15 protein-coding genes are annotated in these 21,013 nt (G+C 68.0%); 4 read left to right on the top strand and 11 right to left on the bottom strand.

Going from position 1 to position 21,013, the window contains the following annotated elements; genetic code table 11:
- Positions 1-6 precede the first annotated feature (6 nt).
- Positions 7-1,587 (top strand): sigma 54-interacting transcriptional regulator, encoded by a 1,581-nt coding sequence (locus ACJ8AT_RS33275; protein ID WP_407741983.1) that lies wholly within the window; start codon positions 7-9, stop codon positions 1,585-1,587.
- A gap of 72 nt (positions 1,588-1,659) precedes the next feature.
- Positions 1,660-3,369 carry a lipase family protein gene (locus ACJ8AT_RS33270; protein WP_407741982.1) on the top strand — a complete coding sequence of 570 codons (1,710 nt, stop codon included), beginning with the start codon at positions 1,660-1,662 and terminating at the stop codon, positions 3,367-3,369.
- 13 nt (positions 3,370-3,382) lie between these two features.
- Here ACJ8AT_RS33270 and ACJ8AT_RS33265 read toward each other — a convergent pair whose 3' ends face one another.
- The 5 genes from ACJ8AT_RS33265 to ACJ8AT_RS33245 all read right to left on the bottom strand — a co-directional run bounded on the left by ACJ8AT_RS33265 (position 3,383) and on the right by ACJ8AT_RS33245 (position 9,760).
- Positions 3,383-4,345, bottom strand: a complete 963-nt coding sequence (locus tag ACJ8AT_RS33265) for an ABC transporter permease subunit (RefSeq protein ID WP_407741981.1) — start codon at positions 4,343-4,345, stop codon at positions 3,383-3,385.
- Complete coding sequence (locus ACJ8AT_RS33260; protein ID WP_407741980.1) at positions 4,342-5,325, bottom strand: ABC transporter permease; 984 nt, start codon at positions 5,323-5,325, stop codon at positions 4,342-4,344. The genes ACJ8AT_RS33265 and ACJ8AT_RS33260 overlap by 4 nt, the downstream gene beginning before the upstream one ends.
- Positions 5,315-6,850, bottom strand: a complete 1,536-nt coding sequence (locus tag ACJ8AT_RS33255; protein WP_407741979.1) for a sugar ABC transporter ATP-binding protein — start codon at positions 6,848-6,850, stop codon at positions 5,315-5,317. The genes ACJ8AT_RS33260 and ACJ8AT_RS33255 overlap by 11 nt, the downstream gene beginning before the upstream one ends.
- Entirely contained in the window at positions 6,840-7,823 is a 984-nt protein-coding gene (locus tag ACJ8AT_RS33250; RefSeq protein ID WP_407741978.1) for an ABC transporter substrate-binding protein, read from the bottom strand. Before ACJ8AT_RS33250 ends, ACJ8AT_RS33255 begins: the two co-directional genes overlap by 11 nt.
- 116 nt (positions 7,824-7,939) lie before the next feature.
- On the bottom strand, positions 7,940-9,760 hold the full coding sequence (locus tag ACJ8AT_RS33245; protein ID WP_407741977.1) for a family 43 glycosylhydrolase: 1,821 nt from the start codon (positions 9,758-9,760) through the stop codon (positions 7,940-7,942).
- A 329-nt stretch (positions 9,761-10,089) separates the two neighbouring features.
- On the opposite strand from ACJ8AT_RS33245, the gene ACJ8AT_RS33240 reads away from it, so the two are divergent.
- The gene (locus ACJ8AT_RS33240; RefSeq protein WP_407741976.1) at positions 10,090-11,697 is read left to right on the top strand and encodes a family 43 glycosylhydrolase; all 1,608 of its coding nucleotides are present in this window, start codon (positions 10,090-10,092) and stop codon (positions 11,695-11,697) included.
- Positions 11,698-11,712: 15 nt separating this feature from the next.
- On the top strand, positions 11,713-12,813 hold the full coding sequence (gene galK / locus ACJ8AT_RS33235; RefSeq protein WP_407741975.1) for a galactokinase: 1,101 nt from the start codon (positions 11,713-11,715) through the stop codon (positions 12,811-12,813).
- Here galK and ACJ8AT_RS33230 read toward each other — a convergent pair.
- The 6 genes from ACJ8AT_RS33230 to ACJ8AT_RS33205 all read right to left on the bottom strand — a co-directional run bounded on the left by ACJ8AT_RS33230 (position 12,810) and on the right by ACJ8AT_RS33205 (position 20,980).
- The gene (locus ACJ8AT_RS33230; protein WP_407741974.1) at positions 12,810-13,922 is read right to left on the bottom strand and encodes a M24 family metallopeptidase; all 1,113 of its coding nucleotides are present in this window, start codon (positions 13,920-13,922) and stop codon (positions 12,810-12,812) included. The two genes, galK and ACJ8AT_RS33230, sit on opposite strands and share 4 nt — an antisense overlap.
- 2 nt (positions 13,923-13,924) lie before the next feature.
- Complete coding sequence (locus ACJ8AT_RS33225; protein ID WP_407741973.1) at positions 13,925-15,034, bottom strand: UTP--glucose-1-phosphate uridylyltransferase; 1,110 nt, start codon at positions 15,032-15,034, stop codon at positions 13,925-13,927.
- A 23-nt stretch (positions 15,035-15,057) separates the two neighbouring features.
- Positions 15,058-15,960: a hypothetical protein gene (locus ACJ8AT_RS33220; RefSeq protein WP_407741972.1), complete on the bottom strand. Its 903-nt coding sequence runs from the start codon at positions 15,958-15,960 to the stop codon at positions 15,058-15,060.
- 144 nt (positions 15,961-16,104) lie between these two features.
- Positions 16,105-18,249, bottom strand: coding sequence for a serine/threonine-protein kinase (locus ACJ8AT_RS33215; protein WP_407741971.1), 2,145 nt, complete (start codon positions 18,247-18,249; stop codon positions 16,105-16,107).
- Complete coding sequence (locus ACJ8AT_RS33210; RefSeq protein WP_407741996.1) at positions 18,246-19,826, bottom strand: adenylate/guanylate cyclase domain-containing protein; 1,581 nt, start codon at positions 19,824-19,826, stop codon at positions 18,246-18,248. Before ACJ8AT_RS33210 ends, ACJ8AT_RS33215 begins: the two co-directional genes overlap by 4 nt.
- A 212-nt stretch (positions 19,827-20,038) precedes the next feature.
- A complete protein-coding gene (locus ACJ8AT_RS33205) occupies positions 20,039-20,980 on the bottom strand; it encodes a hypothetical protein (protein WP_407741970.1) in 942 nt (313 codons plus the stop codon).
- Between the last annotated feature and the right edge of the window lie 33 nt (positions 20,981-21,013).

Here is a 21,013-nt window from a genome sequence, read left to right as displayed (position 1 = left end):
GGCGCGATGCTCTACGAATGCTATGGTGGTGGCACGGCGTTCGTTCTTCCGCCGTTGCCCACCATGCCCCAGCCCTCGGACGTCAGCCAGGTACTGCTCTCGGTGGGAGGCCTCGTCGGGCGTGAGGTGGATCTCGACGCGTTCCTCCAGACGCTGGTCGACCGCATCGCGGTGACGATGCAGGCGGATCGCGGCACGCTCTGGCTGTTGGATCCGGCGCGCGGCGAGCTGTTCTCGCGTGCGGCGCACCTGCCCGAGGTGTCGCAGATCCGGGTGAAGCTCGGGCAGGGCGTGGCGGGCCACGTGGCGAGGGTGGGCGAGCCCGTCAGCGTGCCGGACCCGCGCGGCGAGCGGCTCTTCTTCGCGGATATCGATCGGCTCACGGGCTACAAGACCACGAGCCTGCTGGCGGTGCCGTTGGGGGACTCGGAGGGAGCGATCTACGGCGTGCTGCAGGTGCTCAACCGGCGAGGCGGAGATCGCTTCACGGAAGAGGACATGGAGCGGCTGACGGTGATCGCGGCGCAGGTGGGCACGGCGCTGCAGAGCACCAGCCTCTACCAGGAGCTGAAGCGAGCGAAGGATCAGCCACAGGCGCCGGTGGGCTACTTCTTCAACCGGATCATCGGCGAGTCCCCGCAGCTCAAGTCGATCTACCGGCTGGTGCAGAAGGCGGCGCCCACGGACGCGACGGTGCTGCTGCGCGGCGAGAGCGGCTGCGGCAAGGAGCTGTTCGCCCGAGCCATCCACGTGAACGGGCCGCGGCGAGACAAGCCGTTCGTGAAGGTGGACTGCGCGGCGCTGCCGGCGACGCTGATCGAGAACGAGCTGTTCGGCCACGAGAAGGGAGCCTTCACGGGGGCGGACCACCGGGTGCCGGGCAAGTTCGAGGCGGCCGACAGCGGCACGGTGTTCATCGACGAGATCGGCGAGCTGCCGCTGCCGGTGCAGGGCAAGCTGCTGCGAGTGTTGCAGGATCGCGAGTTCGAGCGCGTGGGCGGCACGCAGACTGTCAAGATCGACGTGCGGATCGTCGCGGCGACGAACCGCGATCTGTCGAAGATGGTGGCCGAGGGGAAGTTCCGCGAGGATCTCTACTACCGCATCAAGGTGGTGGAGATGGTGCTGCCGCCGTTGCGGGAGCGCGGGGCCGAGGACATCGAGCGGCTGGCGCGGCACTTCGTGGCGACGGCGGCGAAGCGGCACCGGCTGAAGCCGCCGCAGCTGAGCGCCGCCGCGCTGGTGCGGCTGAGGACGTACCGCTGGCCCGGCAACGTGCGCGAGCTGGAGAACTGCATCGAGAGCGCGGTGGTGCTCTGCGAGGGAGAGATCCTCGAGGAGCACCTGCCGCTGCCCACGGTGGACCGGGCCCCTGCATCCGCCACGGGCACGGGCCCTGGCGCGGAGGCAGCGGCGCCCACGACAGCCACGGGCCTGCTGCCGCTGGCGGAGGTGGAGCGGCGCCACATCCTGCGAGTGCTGGAGTCGGTGAAAGGCAACCGCACGGCGGCGGCCAAGGCGCTGGAGATCGGCCGCAACACGCTCGCTCGCAAGCTCAAGGAGTACGGGCTCGCGGACGAGGGGTGAGCCTTTCCGGCCTACATCTCCGGCCTGTTAGGCTGCGAACACTCCACTCCTGGAGCTTCGCGGAGAGCGCCGATGTCCGCTTACGGCCTCGTGAGTCCATCCATGGCGATGGCTCGCAACTGCCTGGAGTACTGCCGCTTTGCCTATAAGGCGTACGCCCAGTCCTGCGAGTTCCCCATGGATCCCTTCTACGAGTCCTGGGGGCCGGGCTTCATCAAGGTGAGCCTGCGTGCGACCGCTCGCGAGCGGGTGATGGAGCACATCCACGAGCGGATGAAGACCCCGAAGGGGGATGATCGCCGCAAGTTCGATCCGGTCCGCTATCTCCTGGGAACGACGCCCAACCCTCACAAGGGCGTCGTGTACCGGGGTGGGATCGATGACAAGTACATCCTGTTCCAGCCCCGCCCCCTGGACCTCGCGATCAAGCACGCCCAGGGCTTCGACTTGATGGGCGAGCCCGTCGACAAGGGGCTCACCCTCAACGGAGCCGGCCAGCTCCGGTGCGGTTACTTCCAGGGGCAGACCGGGATGACCCTGAACCATCCCACGTCGGGCTGGACCAGCTACCTCGGGGCGGTCGTCTACGATCGCGCGGCGCAGGTGGCGGTCATCGTGTTCCGCGGGAGCCGGAGCGGCGACGGGGCCCGAGCCCTGGTGGGCGCCCAGGTCAAGAGCAAGGGCAGCCCTGACTGGGTCACCGACATGAACCACCTGAAAGGCGTGAAGGTCCCCAACATGGGGGGCTCGACGCTGGCGGTGGGTTTCTACAGGGCCTATATGAGCTGCGTCACCTCACTGGTGGCCGCGTTCAACTACGCGCTCGCCGGAGGGCCGCTGCAAGCCATCTACGTCACCGGGCACAGCCTGGGCGGGGCGCTGGCGCAGAACGCCTTCCTGGACCTGACGTGCGGGGAGCTCAAGCTCAAGCTGGGATTTGAGGGACCTGAGGTGCACAGGTACTGCTATGCGATCTCGGCTCCGCCCATCTGCCATGGGAGGAGCTCCCAGCACTACCTCAGCCTCCACGCGGACGCCTCGAACATCCGCCACTACTACAACCCCAAGGACATGGTGCACGGGTGCGACCTGGTGGAGTCCACGGGCGCCGGGCTCGACGCGGCCACGTACGTCACCTCGAAGGCGCATCCCCTGACGAGCCCCTATCACATGGGCAGCCAGACGGCCCTCGACAGCAGCGTGGGCTTCCCGGACGCGCATGAGCCCGAGCATGTCTGGCGAGGCATGAACAAAGGCCGCTCCGACTCCACGTTCTGGCCCGAGTTCCGCCTCGATGTGACGTCCACGAAGCCGGCCGTCAAGGAACTGAAGGACATGACGCTGATGCCCGCCCTCAAGGATGCGCTGCGCGAGAGTGCTCCGCGACAAGCCTCTCTCGACCGGGCGCGAGACTGGTACGAAGCGGTCCGGGACAACTCACGCAAGGACGAGGTGTCCACGGTCTTCCTGGACATGATGCGGGGTGGGTTCAGGAAGAAGGACGAGTGGGCCTATCACCGCGAGGCGCTGCTCAAGGTCTACAAGGATCCGAGCAAGCACAGCGCTTCTTCAGGCGCGGCCTACTCGCTGCTCGTCGGCCTGACCGCCGTCGAGCTGACGGATGACGGCCCCGGCAACGCCATCCCGCTCCTGGCGGGTGCCATGGCCAGGGCCGCACGCCAGGATGACATGGACGAAGCCATTCCACAGGAGGCTCCCATCTCACCCGTGAAGGGCACCTTCGCGATCCTCCCCAAGCCGAACCCGCCGAATCGGATTTGACGAGGGGTAGAGGCTACGTCGCGCGCCCTACCCCGACGAACCGCCGCATCAACACCTTCTGCAGCAGCACGAACATGAGCAGCAGCCCGCCAATGGCCACTCGGGTCATTCCCGAGCTCGTCATGCCCTCGTAGGTGGTGATTGACGTGAGGATGAGGCCCAGCATCAGCACCCCGACCAGCGTCCCAATCACCGAGCCCACTCCGCCCGCCAGCAGCGTGCCGCCAATCACCACCGTGGCGATGGCATCCAGCTCCATGCCCACGCCCTCCAGGTGGCTACCGCTGGAGAGATAGAAGGTGAGCGCGGCCCCGCCGAAGGACGCGCAGAAGCCGCTCACCGCGTAGACGGCGATCTTCGTGCGCCGCACCGGAAGCCCCATGAGCAGCGAGGCTTCCTCCCCTCCTCCGAGCGCGTAGACGTTGCGCCCGAACGGCGTGAGCACCGCGACGTACCACCCCACGAGCACGAACGTCAGGAGCAGGAGCGCTGTCAGCGGCAGCGGCCCCAGGTGGGTCACCGCGATGGCCGTGTGGCGCGGATCCGAGATGGCGATCGACTCCAGGTGGATGATGAACGCCAGGCCACGCACGAAGAACATGCCCGCGAGCGTGACAATGAACGGCTTGATCCCCGTCGAGTGGATCACCGCCCCCATCACCGCCCCGAGCACCGTCCCGCACAGCACCGCGGCCCCGATGGCGGCGAACACGTTCCAGTGGTGGTCCATGATCAGGACCCCAATGAGCACGCTGGAGAAGGACATGACGGCCCCGACGGACAGATCGATCCCGCCGGAGAGGATGACGAACGTCATGCCCACCGCGACGATGCCGAGCACCGCGTTGTTGGACAGGAAGTTGATGAAGACCGGGAGCGAGAAGAACCCGTCGTACCGGATGGCCGCGATGGCGTAGAGCAGCACGTAGGCCAGCACCCCCGCCACCACCGTGATGTGCTTGCGCAGGAAGTTCACGCGCCGCCCTCCGCGGGACGCAGGCGCCGCATCACCCGCTCGAACGAGGGCGTCTGCATGTAACAGACGCCGAGCGCCACGACGGCCTTGATGATGAGCGTGTGCTCGGTGATGACGCCTCGCATCTGCAGCATGGTGGTGAGCGTCTGGATGAAGAGGGCGCCAATCAGCGAGCCCACCAGGTTGGCCCGGCCTCCCGTCAGGCTCGTGCCCCCGAGCACCACGGCGAGGATGGCGTCCAGCTCCAGGTAGAGCCCGGCGTTGGCGACATCGGCCTCCTTGATGTCCGCCGCGGCGATCAGCCCGGCCAGCCCCGCACACAGCGAGCACGCCATGAACGCCAGCATCCGGATGACATGGACTCGCAGGCCACAGAGCCGGGCCGCCTGCGGATTGCCCCCCATGGCCTCGATGTAGAGCCCCGTCGACGTCTTCCTCAGCAGCAGCCCCACGAACAGGGCCACCGCCGCCACCAGGAACACTGGGAACGGCAGCCCCAACACGTTGCCGCGAGCGATGAACTCGAAGGACGGGATCTCGAAGCGGACCTTCTGATCGTGCGTGAGCGTCTGCGCCAGCCCGCGCCCCATCACCAGCGTCACCAGGGTGACGATGATGGGCTGGATCCCCGCGTAGGTGACGAGCGCCCCGTTCAGGGCACCCACCGCCACGGCCACTCCCAGCGCGACCAGGATCCCCATGGGCACGGAGAAGCCGTTCTCCGTCATCAGCAGCGCCGCGACCGCGCCCGCCAGCGCCATCACCGAGCCCACGGACAGATCAATCCCGCCCAGCGCGATGACCAGCGTCATCCCGACCGCCAGCAGCATCACCATCGAGCCATTCTTGAAGATGTCGACGAGCGTGCCGAACAACCGCCCGTCGCGCAGCTCGAGGTGCGCGAAGCCCGTGGTGAAGAGGATGTTGAAGAGCAGTAACGCCGCCAGTGCCACCAGCGGCCAGAAATTCCTAGGACGCATGTTTCCCCTCTCCGGCGGCCCGCTTCTCGGCCTCCGGAGCTCCTGCGGGCTGTTCCTCGCCAGCGATCATCTTCATGACCTCCGGCAGCGTCGTGCGCGAGAGCTCTCCCACCTTCTTCCGATCCCGGAACACGGCGATACGGTGGGAGATCCGCAGCACCTCCTCCAGCGCGGCCGAGATGAAGAGCACCGAGAGCCCCTTCTGGGAGAGCTGGTGGATGAGGCGCTCGATCTCGCCCTTGGCGCCGACGTCGATGCCGCGGGTCGGCTCATCGAGGATCAGCAGCTTCGGCTCGTATGCCAGCCACCGGGCCAGGATGACCTTCTGCTGGTTGCCTCCGCTCAGCAGCCGGATGGGCTGCTCCACCGAGGGCGTCTTGATGCCCAGCTTCGTCACGAACTCCTGGGCGAGCTTCTCCTGCCGCGCCCGCGAGACGATGAAGCCCTGCTTCCGTTGGACCACCAGCGCGATGTTCTCTCGCACCGAGAGCTCGGGGAAGATCCCGTCGGCCTTGCGCTCCTCCGGAGTGAACGCCATGCCCAGCGTATCAATCGCCTGGCGAGGGCTCCGCAGGTGGGTGCCGTTGATCGTCCCCTCTCGAGCGTGGTCCGCGCCAAAGAGCAGCCGGGCCGCCTCCGTGCGCCCCGAGCCCAGCAGGCCAGCGAACCCCACCACCTCGCCCTGATGAACCGTGAGATCGAAGGGCTCCACGCCCCGCCGGGACAGCCCCTGAGCAGAGATGACCGCGGGCCCCTGGCTCTCGGGGTGCGGATGCAGCGCGGGCTCCATCTCCTCGGGGACCTTGCCCAGCATCTGGGAGACGAGCTCCAGCCGCGACAACTTCGAGGCCTCGTACGTGCCCACCAGCGTGCCGTTGCGCAGCACGGTGATGCGATCGCTGACCTTGTAGACCTGATCGAGGAAGTGGGTGACGAAGACGATGCCCAGCCCCCGCTCCTTCAGCCGGGTGATGATGCCGAGCAGCACCTCGGTCTCATGGCTGTCGAGGCTCGAGGTGGGCTCATCCATGATGATGACCCGGGCCTCGGTCTGCACCGCCCGAGCAATCGCCACCAGCTGCTGGACCGCGGCGGACATGCTCCCCAGCGGCTGATCAACGTCCACGCGCAGCTCGAAGGTGGCGAGGATCTCCTCGGCCTTCTTCCGCATGGCCTTCCAGTCGAGGCCCCACCAGCGCCGCGGCGCGCGGCCCAGGAACAGGTTCTCGGCCACCGTCAGCGTGGGGACGAGGCTCAGCTCCTGGTAGATGGTGCTGATGCCCTGGCGCTGAGCCTCCCCCGGCGACGCCGGCCGGAAGTCTCGGCCCTGGAAGGTGATCGTCCCCTCGTCACGAGGGTAGACGCCCGTGAGGATCTTGATCAGCGTCGACTTACCGGCGCCGTTCTGCCCCATCAGGGCGTGCACTTCCCCGGCTCGGACTTCGAAGTCCACACCGGCGAGGGCGTGGACTCCGGGGAAGCGCTTCTGAACGCCTCGAGCGACGAGGAGCGGCTCAGTACTCACGAGTGCCGATAACCTGCGCGGCGTTCGTCTGCTCGAAGAGCTGGTCCTTGTTCTGGATGAACTTGGGGACCTTCTCGCCCGCGCGGACCTTGTTGATGGTGTCGAACACCAGGGGCCCCATGAGCGGGTTGCACTCGACGGTGGCGTTGAGCTTGCCGGAGACCATGGCCTCGAACGCGCCCTTCACGCCGTCCACGGAGAGGACGGTGACGTCCTTGCCCGGGTTCATACCGGCCTCGTCCAGGGCCTGGATGGCGCCCAGGCCCATGTCGTCGTTGTGGGCGTAGACGGCCTGGATCTGCTTGCCGTCCGACTTGATGAAGGCCTCCATGACCTCCTTGCCCTTGGCGCGGGTGAAGTCAGCGCTCTGGCTCTTGATGATCTTCATGTCCGGGTACTTCTGGAGGATCTCCTCGAAGCCCTTCTTGCGATCGATGGCCGGCGCGGCGCCCGTGGTGCCCTGCAGCTCGTAGATGTTGGCCTTGCCATTCACCTTCTTCGCCAGCCACTCGGCCGCCATGCGGCCCTCCTCCACGAAGTCGCTGGCGATCAGCGTGGTGTAGAGGCTCTCGTCGGAGACCTTGATGCCACGGTCCACGAGGATGACGGGGATGTTGGCCTCCTTGGCCTGCTGGAGGACCGTCTCCCAGCCCGTCTCGACGACGGGGGCCAGGACGATGGCGTCCACCTTCTGCGCGATGAAGGACGTGAGCGCCTGGATCTGCTGGGCCTGCTTGCCCTGAGCGTCCGCGAACTTGAGATCCAGCCCGCGCTTCTCGGCCTCGCCGCGGATGGACTTGGTCTCCGCCGTGCGCCAGGCGCTCTCGGCGCCCACCTGCGAGAAGCCGATGACGAGCTTCTTGGCGGCCGCGGGAGCATTGGCCTCCCCTGAAGGCGCCGAAGCCTTGTTGTCCGAGGACTGCTTGCTACAGCCAACCAGCGCCACCAGCGCAACCGCGATCATCCATCTCATGGGTCTCTCTCCACACGCGAACGGCGGCGCCCCGGGGGGAACCGCCGGATCCAATGACTTCTCAACGCTCTATACGCAATCACCCGGAGCCGAGCCAAGCCGTGGCCCGGCCCGGACTAGTTCTTCAGCTCGGAGACGTGGACATAGTCGAAGGTGGCGGTGAAGCCCCTGCCCGCCATCGAGATCAGTCCGATCCGCGCTCCTGTGCCCAGCTTGTGCGTCCACGTGCCCGCGCGGCTCCAGGTGGTGCCATCCCGGCTGGAGTAGGCCGTGTACGTCTCCTCGTCACCAGCGGTGCGCCTGGCGATCCGCAGCCAGACGGTCTCGTCCGCGGGCCCGCCGAACGTCTCGCCGTAGCGCGGGTAGTGCGCGGGCACCACGGGCCCCATCTCCTTGGCGAAGGCGATCTGCCGCGTCTCCCAGTTGGAGAAGTGGACCAGCTTCACGTAGTTGTCGTCGTCGCTGTGGATGAGGAGCCCCGCCTGGACATAGTTGTGGCAGCAGCTCACCGGCGGCAGGTTCAGCTTGAACTTCGTCTCGACGAGGTAGTTCCCCGTGGGAGCCGGCTCCCAGAGGATGGAGGCGTTGTTGATGCCCTCGAAGAGATCGGCGTCCTGGGTGTCGAAGCGGAAGTTGCCTCCCTCCTCGCCGAAGGTCTCCGGAGCCGGCGGACGCGTCCAGGTCCACTGCGAACCGAGCGCGGTGCCATTGAACTCGTCCGAGCCTGAGGTGATGAGGGTCCCCGGCTCGTCCTGCGTGGCGAGGACGAGAGAGTAGCGGCTCTTGGTTCCAGCCACGGCCGCCGGAGCAGGCTGTTCGGAGTCCGAGGCACCCAGGCCTCCACGGGCGACCGGCCACTGGTTGTCCGCATCCCCCACCCAGTCCAGCGCATCCATCAGCGCCTGGCGCTTGGGAGGCAGATCCCCGTTGGGGTCCGGAGCCAGGTAGGGGCTGGTCCTGTCAATGGCGTGGTAGACGATCCAGTCCTGGCCCCCGAAGTCCGTGATGACGGTGTCGTGGCCCGTGCCCACCCAGCGGTTGCCATTCAGGCCCAGGACGGGAGTGCCGCCCACGCGGTTGGCGGTGAGGCGCACGCCCTCGCGATCCACGAAGGGACCCCACGGATCCCTGGAGCGTCCGGCGAAGACGCTGTAGCCGGTGAGCGGCCCGTTGCAGCAGTTGGTGGAGGACGCCAGCAGGTAGTAGTAGTCCCCGTGCTTGATGATGTTGGCAGCCTCGTAGCGGTTGGCGACGGTGACCTCCACCTGGGAGTACGGATCCGAGGTGAGCCCATCCTCCGAGAGCGTCCGCACGGAGATGCCCCCGAAATAGCTGCCGTAGTAGATGTATTTGTCACCGCTATCGGTGATGAGGACCTCGGGATCGAACACCTGGCGTCGCGAGCCGCCGCAGCAGGGCGCCTCATGCGGCTCCACGGCGGGCTTCGAGGCCTGGGTCCAGGGACCGACCGGGCCATCGCTGGTGGCGACCCCGATGGCGCTGCCGCCCTCGATGGTGTCTACCACCGTGTAATACAGATAATACTTCCCGCCGAAGTAGACGACCTCGGGGGCCCAGAGATCCGTATCAGGCTTTGCGTAGCCCGGCGGGGCGGTGAAGGCATCTCCGACATAGGTCCACTCGGCCAGGTCGGACGACTTCAGCATGGGAATGAAGTGTTGCTTGTACTTGCCCGAGGAGTCCTTGTCCTGATCGTTCAGGGGATCCGACGTGCAGTACATGTACCAGCTGGTATCCCCTTCCTGCTGGCCGCGGATGACCGTGGGGTCCGGGCAGTTCTGGACCAGGCCCCCGGTGGGGATGGAGATCTTCAAGGGGTTGGTGAAGCCCTGCGTGACGAGGGTGGGCTCCGGCGGAGGGTTCTCCGGCGGCTTCTGCTCGTCTGAACAGGCCACGGCGGTCAGCAATGCGAGCACCGGGAGCAACGCGCTCCCTCGGCGCCAACCTCGAGATGAGGACGGTCCTCTCCGCATGTCCACTTCCCCTTCGGGTGATTAACGGGTTGAGAATCCCGGGCCGCCCCGCTTCGGGCGCCACGCAAAAAGTCGGGCATCTCATACAGAGAGCCATAGTGTGTCAAGGCCGATACGCAATGCAGTGCGTCAAGGGCTGTGTTCCTTCCTGAACACATGACGCGCAAAGTCACACAGACGGGGGATGCCCGGGAGGCGGCTTGAGTTGGCTGTGATTGACCCCTGAATGAGCGCCGCCGTAGTCTGCCGCCCCCCAACCGAGGTGCTCCCCCATGCGCTCACGCGGCGTATTCTTCTCCGCAGTCCTTTTCTCGCTCACCGTGCTCGCGGCGCTCTCCGCCCCCAGTTGTTCGGATGAGAAGACCCCTCCGACTCCAGAGCAGCCGACTCCCCCGCCCCCACCGCTGGCGATCACCAACCCCATCCTGCCTGGCGACTACGCGGATCCGTCCGTGGTCCGCGTGGGGGAGGAGTACTGGGCCGCGACGACGTCCTCCGAGTGGGCGCCCCAGTTTCCGCTGCTGAAGTCGAAGGATCTGCTCCAGTGGGAGCTGGTGGGGAACATCTTCCAGACGCAGCCGGAGTGGTCCGAGGCCCATTACTGGGCGCCGCAGCTCGTGGTGGACAATGGCCGCTTCTTCGTCCTCTACACGGCGAAGAAGAAGGGCGGCCCGCTGTGTGTGGCGGTGGCGACGGCGCCGGCGATCTCCGGGCCGTACACGGATCACGGCCCGCTGGTGTGCCAGGATCTGGGCTCGATTGACGGGGCGATGACCCGCGATGAGAACGGCAAGCTCTTCCTGGTGTGGAAGGAGGACGGCAACAGCCAGGGCCTGCCCACCCCCATCTGGGCGCAGCCGCTGGCCGAGGACGGCACCCGGCTCACCGGCGAGAAGACGGCGCTGATCATGAACGATGTGCCGTGGGAGGGGCAGCTCGTCGAGGGGCCGGACGTCTTCCGGCACAACGGCTACTTCTACATCTTCTACGCCGGCTCCGGCTGCTGCGGGAAGGAGTGCAACTACGGGGTGGGCGTGGCCCGCTCGAAGAACCTGCTGTCGGGCTGGGAGAAGAACCCGCTCAACCCCATCTTGAAGAACAACGAGTCCTTCAAGTGCCCGGGGCACGGCAGCGTGGTGACGGACTCGCTGGGCCGGGACTATTTCCTGTACCACGCCTATCGCGTCACGGACTCCGTCTACACCGGCCGGCAGGGCATGCTGGATCCGATCACCTGGGGCGACGACAACTGGCCGACGATCAACTCGCGCCACGGCCCGGGCGGGCAGGTGCTGGCGAAGCCGCAGGTCTTCTTCGATGACTTCACCTCCCCGACGCCGGTGTTGGGCTGGCAGTGGCCGGTGGGGATCAAGCCTGTGTCGAGCATCGCCAATGGCGAGCTGACCCTGGCGCCTCCGGCCGAGGCGGCGACGGATCGCACCGGCGGGGTGCTGGCCCGCTCCTCTCCTTCGGCCAACTACACGGTGGAGGCCGTCCTGGACCGGACCGGGCTCACCGCGGGGACCGTGGCCGGGCTGTCCGCCTTCGGCGATCCGGACAACTCGCTGGGCGTGGCGCTCAATGGGACCAACGTGGAGCTGTGGCAGCGGCAGTGGAAGGACGGCAAGTCCACCACCCAGGTCCCCGCCAGCACCAACGCGCCCGCGGGCCCGAAGCTGTACCTGCGCATCACGGCGAGGCAGGGGCACCTGTTCCGATTCTCGTTCAGCGCGGACGGCACCACCTGGTCGCCCGTGGGTGACGAGCTGAATGGCGACTACCTGCCGCCCTGGGATCGAGGCATCCGCGTGGCGCTCACGGCGGGCGGAGTTACGGGAGCCTCCGCGAAGTTCGACTCGCTGCGCATCACCCCCGAGTAGAGGACGAGACTGGACGTGACCCCTTCTTTCCAGGAGCTGTTCGGAGCCCCCCCGGAGGTTGTCTCCCATGCCCCCGGGCGGGTGAACCTGATCGGCGAGCACACCGACTACAACGGCGGCTTCGTGCTGCCCATGGCCATTCCGCAGCAGACGCACGTCGAGCTGCGGCGGCGGCCGGACCGGCGGGTCCGCGCCTTCAGCGTCAACACGAGCAAGGAAGGCAAGGTCCTGGAGTTCGAGCTGGGCCGGGAGACGGTGGGAAGGACCTGGCTCGACTATGTGCAAGGGGTCACCCAGGTGCTCCGCGACGCGGGGCACACGCTGTCGGGGTTCGAGCTCCGCGTCAGCTCCGAGGTTCCGCTCGGCAGCGGGCTGTCCTCCAGCGCCTCGCTGGACGTCGGCCTGCTCCGGGCGCTGCGCGAGGCGTTCTCGCTGCCCATGGATGACGTCCAGCTCGCGCTGCTGGGGCAGAAGGTAGAGGTGGACTTCGTGGGCGCGCCGGTGGGCGTGATGGATCCGATGGCCGCCAGCATCGCCAGCCAGGGCGTCGCGCTCTTCCTCGACACGCGGGAGATGCGCTTCGAGCGGGTGCCACTGCCTCCCGGGCTGGATCCGATCGTCATCAACTCGGGCGTGGCGCACAACCACGCCGCGGGCGACTACCGCGTGCGCCGCGCGGAGTGCGAGAAGGCGGCGGCCCTGCTCGGAGTCTCGCAGCTCCGAGAGCTGTCCGAGGCGGAGCTCCCTCGCGCCGAGAAGCTGCCCGAGCCGCTGGGCCGGCGTGTGCGCCACGTGGTGACGGAGAACGCCCGGGTGCTCGCCACGGTCAAGGCCCTGAGGAGCGCGGATCTGCCCACGCTGGGCACCCTCTTCTACGCCTCACACGAGTCCCAGCGCCTCGACTACGAAGTGTCCGTCCCCGAGATTGATCTGCTCGTGGGGCTGGCTCGGGAAGACGCGGACGTCTATGGCGCACGGCTCACGGGCGGCGGCTTCGGTGGCTCCGTGGTCATGATGGCTCGCGCGGGGACCGGGGCCACCGTCGCCTCGCGGATCGCCCAGCGCTATGCACAGCGCTCGGGCCAGCGACCCACGGTCCTCGTTCCGCAGACCTAGCGCACCAGGAGATCCGGCCGCGCACGGCCCTCGAGCTCAATGGTCGGCCAGCGTGGGTCCACCGTGAGGATCTCCAGGCCCTTGTCGCTCACCACCACGGTGTCCTCGATCTTCGCCCCGGGCAACGAGGGATTCCAGGCCACCGCGTTGTTCGGCTGGAGCAGCACCTTCATTCCTGGCAGGGCCACGTCGTCACGCGAGAGGTAGCCGCACGAGCCTCCCTGGTGATGGAAGGCCTCGGCCCCCGGATGCCCATGCTTCGCGTAGGCCTCCACCAGCGCGGTGTAGACCTCCCCCAGCGCCACTCCCGGCTTCGATGTCCGGAAGGCCGCGGCCTCGACTCGCGCCACGTCCGTCGCCAGCCGGCGCTCCTCCGCGGTGGGCGCTCGGAAGTAGACGAACCGCGTGAGGTTCGCGAACAGTCCGTGCCGACGAGCACAGAAGACCAACATGGCCCGCGCCCCCAGCCGCTCCCCGCTCGCCGTGGCATGCCGGTGCAACGGCAGGCGCCGCTCCTCTCCCACCAACGTCAGGGCCGGATGAATGCCCCGAGCCCATAGCGCCTCGGCTCCAGCGCCCGCCAGCTGCCAGCCCGTCCAGTCCGGCCTGGCCGCCAGCAGCACTTCGGTCATCGCCTCCGCCGCGTCGCGCCCGAGCGCGCGGTACCGCTCCAGCTCCTCGGGGAGGAGCGAGTGGCGCACATCCACCAGCTCGGCGGGCAGGGGCACCTCCTTGCCCGTGGGACGATCGGAGGCCACCAGCCCCCCTCCCAGCTTCGCCTCGACGAAGGCCTCGCGTTTCCCACGCTCCGCCCACGGGCCGGACCACACCGGGAGACCTGGCGGCACCTCCTCTTGCTCCAGGCGCGCCGCCTCGATGGCGTCCGTCAGCACCCAGGCTCCCTCGTGGGTGATGAGCACCTCCGCCACGCCGACATCGGTGGTGAGCAGCACCACGTTCGACCCACCACACGTCGCCCAGGCGAACCAATCCACCCCGCGCAGCCGGACCGCCGCCAGCTTCTTCTCCTCCAGAATGGCCCTCACCCGGGTGAGCTTCACCTCGAGCTCCGGCCCGACGCCCTGCTGTTGCTCCTGGCTCGTTCTCACGGCTAACGCCCCCTGGCTTGGGCTCCGAACCTCTCGCGCAACCGGGCAACGACCACCTTCATATCCTCCGGCGCCTTGATGGGCTCGAACCTGGAGGTCTTGGGGTCTTGCCTCGGCGTCTCGATGAAGGCCACCGGGAGCAGCGGCTTGCCATCCGACGCGACCAGCGTGGTGGCCTCGCCGGTGACCTGCTCCAACTGCAGCACGTCCTGCCCCTCCGCCTTCTTGCGAGCCACGCGGTAGGGAACCTGGATGTCCTTCTCCAGGAGCGCCGCCAGATCGAAGGTGATGTTGTTGGTGGAGATCAGCGGGTGCTTCTTCGAATCCACATGCTCGATTAGCTGGAAGTGGTCGCCGATCCGGACCGGGGCCGCTCCCGTATCCAGCGCCCCGGTGGGGCTGGTGCGCGCGGTCACCTCCACCGTCATCGCCTTCCCGAGCTTCACATGGAGCCCGACGATCAACGGATCGAGCGTGGCCCCCATGTTGTCCACATTGGAGAAGAACACCTGGCGCACGCCACGCCGGCGCAGCTCCGCGGCCGTGCCGCTCTCGCGCAGGGCGCGGAAGAAGTCTCCGTGGCCGGAGGGCGCCAGCGAGAGCTTTCCATCCGCGTCGCGGAATAACTCCCAGCCAGGGGTCAGCCGCGGCAACATCCGCTGCTGGAACACCAGGAACTCCTTGCCACTCTTCTGCTGCGCCACATAGTCGGAGATCCCCTCGTGCGTCATCGGAGAGGTCATCAGCGCCACGGGCACCTGAGCTCCATAGCGCCGGCCCATCTCGCGGATGTTCTCCATCCGCACATCCAGGATGGTGCGCCCATCGATCAACGGGACCAGGGCCTTCACTCCGCCGCCAAAGCGCGTCGCCGCGCCGCCCACCACGATGGCGACGGACACCTCGCCGCGTCTCAAGGCCTCTTCTCCCAGCCGCAGACACTCGTCATAGAGCGGTGTCCCCGGGCGGGGCATGGGGTGGAGATCGGCGGCCGCGAGCGTCTGAGGCTCCTGGGCGGGAGCCGCTGAGGCCTTGCGCTGGCTCTCCTCGCGGAGCCGAGCCACCAGTTGCTGGAACTGCGCCGCATCAACGCCTTCGGGCATGTCTGTCATAGGCGCACCACTCCTTAGCACTGTCACAGGGTCCGCGAGAGAACGAATGCCGCGGCCACCGAGAGCGCCCCTGCCGCGGAGAAGAAGCCCCAGGCCCGGCGCGCCAGCTCACTCCCGGTGCCAGCGCCCTCGGTGCCGAGCACCAGCATCGCCGGCCCGCCCTGCTTCCCACGCAGCACGTAGGAGCCCTGCGCGGGCCCCGGTTGCAGCTCGCCCACCACCAGGCACGACTCCCCGAGCTTCCCGATCCGCTCGTAGGACAGCACCTCCTCCACGGGCTTGCCCTGCGCCAGCTCATTCGCCTCCGGCTCCACGAGCCGTGGATCCGTCTGGCACCGCGACACCCGCACCGGCGCCAGCGTCGTGGACGGCGAGAAGCTCACCGCCGCCTCGGTCCGCTCGCCTCGGACGGTGATCAGCAGAGAGAAGCCCCGCTCCTGCGAGAGCAAGGGCCCCTTGCGCCCCTGCTCGCCAGTGGAGCGCAGCTCCGCGTCATAGAAGGCGCACACCACGCCCCCGGGAGAAGTCACCGGCTCGCTCGCCCCGAGCCGCCCCCGATACACCCCCCACCCGGGCTGCCGGCCCGCTCGCAGCTCCGCCACGGCCTCATCAATGCTCCGAGGCGCCGAGCCCCGCAGCGCATCCGCGCGCAGCCGTGCCCGAGAGCCCAGCAGCGCCAGGCCCGCCGCCAGCCCCAGGAGCACCAGCCCGGCGCCCCGGCCCATGACATCCATGGACACCTTGAACGCGGCCGGCACGTAGTCCGAGATCAGCACCAGGCACACGGCGGCCAGCAACCCGAACCACGCCAGCGGCCAGCGCGGCAGGAAGGTGCGCGCGTCCTTGCGCCCGAAAGCGAACGCCAGGACCACCAGCCCGCTCAGACCCGCCGCGTACAGCGGCGCCAGCATCATCCGGACATCCATCCCATCCCCCGCGGCTGATGGAGCGCGGCCCCAGGCACACGCCACGCCTGTCGAGGGTGGGGATGCTTCAATGCGCGGGCAAGGCCACGTGGCTCCTGGAGCCCCAGGCGTCCAGCATCCGACCCTTCCGGAGCGGACGTCCGTTTACTCCTGGGCGGTGCCGGCCACCTTCTTCTTCGGCCGCTCCACGGGGATTCCCTGCACTGTCAGGTTGCGGAAGCCGCAGGACAGGTTGCGGCAGCCCAGGGCCACCTTGCCCGTGCGCCCCTCCAACCCGTGCAGCATCTTGTAGGCGAAGCGCACGTTGTTCACATACGCCTCCACCATCACTCCGTTCTTCTTGCGCTTGAGCTGCAGCCGCACCCGGAACGGGCCCTTGGTGGGCACCGGCATCTCGTCCGCCGTGAGGTTGTCCAGATCCTGGGAGCTGTTGCCCACCACCTCTTCGCCATCCTCTTGGATGTAGCGCCAGGACAGCCGCATGCCCACATCCGGAATGGCGAACGCGGACACCTGGAGATCCTTGATCCGGAACGTCAGCTCGCCGAAGTGCTGGGCATCCGGCTCGTCCGGATAGTCGGCGCTCAGCTTCTGAACGTCCATCTCCACCTCGGCGGTGAAGTCGTCGCTGGAGAAGTACCGGTGGGCAATGTACGTGCGCGGCAGGAAGCGCCCCTTCGGGCCCACCTCGCTCCCGCCCTGGAGCACCTTGAGCTTGCCGTCCTCCAGGCGCCACGAGCCGGACCAGGCGTTCAGCTCCTCGTCACCGGGCACGAACTCCACCGTCAGACGCGAGAGCCCATCGGGCTGCTTGGCCTCCTCCACCTCGGAGGTGACGAACAGCTCGGTGTCCGTGTTCGGCGGCCAGGGCTTCTTGCCGTGCTTCACCGCGATGCCCGAGGTGCCGATGACGACGCCCTTGTCCCCTCCCACGTACAGATCCACCGGCCCGATCACCGCGCGCACCACGTAGGCCAGGACGATCAGCCCGCCCACCACGGACAGCCCCGTGCGCACGCTGCGCCAGCCCACGTGGAGCCGCTTCGCCACCGAGTGCGCCACCGAGGCCCGCACCGGCTGCGCCCCCGGAGCCGCGCCCGGCACGAGCGCTGGCCCAGAGCCAGAGCCGAGCATCCCTTCGAGCGCGGTGCACACCTCGCCCGCCGTCGCGTAGCGCGCCTCGGGCTCGTTCTCCAGCAGCCGGGCCACCACCTCGTCCACGCGGGGATCCAGCCCCTGCACGCGCTCGGAGGGCATGCGGAAGCGCCCCAGGGGCAGCTCTCCGGTGAGCAGCTCGTAGATCATCACTCCCAGCGAGAACAGATCCGCGCGCCCATCCACGCTCCGGGCATCCCGGCGCTGCTCCGGGGCCATATAGTTGAGCGTCCCCATGGCCACCGCCGTGGCCGTGAGGTTCAGCCGCGAGTCCTGCCGCCGGATGCCCGCCAGCCCGAAGTCCGCCACCTTCGCGTGGCCCTTCGCATCCACCAGGATGTTCTCCGGCTTCAAGTCGCGGTGGATGATGCCCTTCTCGTGCGCGTACTCAATGGCCCGCGCCACCTGGTACAGGATCCGCAGCCCCTGCTGCGGCGAGAGCCGGCTCATCCCCAGCATCTCCCGCAGGGAGCGGCCCTCCACGTACTCCATCGCGAAGTAGTAGTTCTCCCCCGCCACCCCTCGATCGATGATCTGGATGATGTTGGGGTGGCTGAGCGCCGCGAGCGCGGTGGCCTCCTTCTCGAAGCGGGTGACGAACTCGGGATCCTTCGCCAGCCGAGGCGGCAGCAGCTTCACCGCCACCGGGCGCGCCAGCGACTGCTGCCGGGCGAGCCACACCTCGCCCATGCCGCCCTGCCCGAGCAGCTCCAGCAGCTCGTACCCCGGCAGCTCCACCTTGCCGCGGGAGATGGCCGTGGCATTCGGATCCGCCACGCCCAGGCTCGCCTCGTGCGCGAGCTGCGAGCCCTTCACCAGCGTGGCGGTGTTCACGTCCAGATCCAACATCAGCGGCCGGCTGGCCGGCGCCACGCCGCCTCCCGGCACCGTCAGCTGGGGCTCCTGAGGAGCAGGCACCACGGGCTCGTTGCCCGGCTCGCCGCCGCCTGGAATCACCGTGGCCATGGCCTGGACCGTTGGCATCTCCCCCATCGTCGGGCGCGAGCCCACGGTGGACGCCACACTGCGACGCACCTCGAAGCGGATCCCGCAGCGGCACAGCAGACGCTGGCCGCTCACGTACACGCTGATGTCATGCGTGCGCTCGCAGTTGGGGCAGGTCTGGGTGATCATGCATCCCGGACAACGGTGCGCTCCGAGCCAGTGACTCGGAACGTCTGGACGCCTTTCTCCCGGCCCTTCACCTGCAGGACGGGGAGCTCATCCGCGAAGAACCCCGGCCCCGCCTTCTGCATCGTCGTCCCGGTGGCCAGCACCTCGCCGCCCTTGGCCAGCCCGCACAACCGGGACGCCGTGTTCACCGTGTCGCCAATGGCGGTGAACTCATGGCGCTCGACGCTGCCCATGTAGCCCACGACGGCCTGGCCGGTGTTGACGCCGATGCCCACCTCGATGGGCTTGCGCCCCTGGGACTTGCGCTTCTCGTTCAGCTCGTCCACCGCGTCCATCATCTCCAGCGCCGCCTGCAGCGAGCGCGCCGGATCATCCGGGTGCGACAGCGGCGGGCCCCACACGGCCATCACGCAGTCGCCGATGAACTTGTCCAGGTTGCCCTCGTGGCGGAACACCACGTTGGCCATGGCGGTGAAGAACTCGTTGAGCATCTCCACCACCTCTTGCGGCGAGTCATTCTCCGCCAGCGTGGTGAAGCCGCGGATGTCCGCGAACAGGCAGGTGACTTCCGCCAGCCGGCTCTGCGCCAGATCCTCCGTCTCGCCCTTGATCACCGCGTCCGCCACCGCCTTGGACAGGAAGCGGCTGAGCTCGGCGCGGGTGATGGCCTCGGCGCGGATCTGCTCGGCCAGGGCCGCGTTCTCCAGGGCGATGCCCGCCTGGGCGGCGATGCCCGTGAGGATCGTCAGATCGTTCTCGGAGAAGGCGTTGATGCGCTGGCGGCTGTCCAGGAAGAGCACCGCCTTGATGGAGCCGTTCACGGTGAGTGGCACCGCCATGGCGGAGCGGATGCCCTGGGCGACGATGCTCTCGGCCGCGGAGAAGCGCTCGTCGATGATGGCGTCCGCGGTGAGCACCGCCTTGCCCGTCTCCACCACGCGCCGCAGCACCGTGTCCGACAGCATCACGTTCATCTGCTTGCCGTGCCGGTTGTGCACCGCCACCGGATCAAACGTGGCGTCTGGCCCTATCGTCAGGATGACGCCGTTGTCCGCGGGCAGCAGCTGGAACGCCACGCGGATGATCTGATCGAACAGCTCCTGCTGCGTGCCCGCCAGGCTCACCTGGCGGTGGAACTCGTAGGCGATGCGCAGCTTCTCGTAGTCGCGGCGCAGGGCCTCCATGTCGCCCAGCTCGTCCACGGGGCGGAAGTTCTGCGGCCCCTGGTCCATCTGCGCCAGGAACGCCGGCACCGAGCGCGGGTTGGCCACCACCGTCACCCCCGCGGGCGCGGACGGCAGGGACGGCGCGTCCCCCGCGTGGAAGGTGAACTTGGAGCTGCCCAGGGAGATCTCATCCCCGTCCCGCAGCCGCATCTCCTTCACCCGGCGGCCGTTGACGAAGGTGCCGTTGGAGGAGTTCAGATCCTTGAGGATGAAGTCACGCCCCGTCTGCTCGATGACGGCGTGCTCCTTGGAGACCTCTCGGTCCACCAGACGCAGCGTGTTGGCCGGGTGGCGGCCGAGCGTCGTCTTGGGGCCCAGCGGGAACTCCCCGAGCGTGCCATCGGCGAACATGCCCGTCAGGCGTGGCCCACGCAGGGTCTTGGCCTGGGCTTGAGAAGGAACAGTAGCTTGGGTCACGCGACAGACCTCACCGGTGGGACACTAGCAGACGCGCTCGCCCCGGGGGAACGGCTACGGAAGGTCCGCCACTCCGTCCCCCATCGACCCGAGCGGCCAGGCAGGCCCACCTTGGATTCCTGGGTTATCAGAGAGAGTGCCAGCCCTCAATCCGGCCGCGGATCCTGGATGCTCGGCGGCTGCTTCTGGGCGCTCGGCCGCAGGGGAGCCAGGTTGCGGAAGGCGATGCCTATCGCCGGGTAGAGGGTGGCGCCCCCCAGGTTGCGCTGCTGGCCAAAGAGGAAGGGCTTGCAGAAGGTATAGCCGCCGGTGAACTCGGCGAACACGTGGACGTACTTGTAGCCCACGGAGATGCCGAAGGTGGAGCCGACGAACTCGCTCTTCACCTTGGCCGGCAGCCGCACGTCGAAGCCCGAGACGTCGTAGCCCTGCTCGGCGTAGTTGACGAGCTGCTCGTCCAGGCTGGTGTGGCTGTAGATGTACTTGGGCGCGGCGTACAGCCGGAGGATGTCGCCGAAGTCCGTGCTCATGTAGAGCGGCACCTCCACGTCATAGCGCTTGAAGTCATCCAGCTTGACGATCTTCAGCAGATCGAACACCGGGCCCTCGAACGAGTGGCGAGCCCCCGCCAGGCCGATCGCCATGTCGAAGGACCTGCGCGCGTTCTCCTGCACCTCCTCCCCATCCCCGCTGTGGAAGAAGCGGAACTTGGCGTCCGCCCGCCAGGAGATGCCGCTGTAGCGCAGGCCCACGTCGAGGTTGTCCGCCAGGCCGGCCCGGAGCATCACCTCGTGGACGAGGCCCGGGGGCGCCACCGCCAGGGCGACGCCGGAGGTGAGCATCCGCTGCTGATCCTCCTCGGAGATCCGGACGGGCTCATGGTTGCGGACCGCTCGATCGAGCGCCTTGCCCTGGTCGATGCCCAGCTCAATCGCGTTGCCGATCTGCCCCGCCGAGACGAAGGCCCCGGCCCCCAGGGAGACCTGGAACTGCCCTCGGGCGAGCGGCTTCGCCGTCTGGAGGGTGGAGAGATTGGAGGCACAACCTGTCACCAGCGCCAACGCGAGCAATGGGGGAAGGGATCGCATGGCTTCGGAGGTTATGTGCTTCTGGGCACGGCT

The sequence above is a fragment of the Hyalangium sp. genome (assembly GCF_045802625.1).
In the GTDB taxonomy this organism is placed as follows: Bacteria; Myxococcota; Myxococcia; order Myxococcales; family Myxococcaceae; genus Hyalangium.
This window is presented reverse-complemented; position numbering and strand designations above follow the sequence as displayed.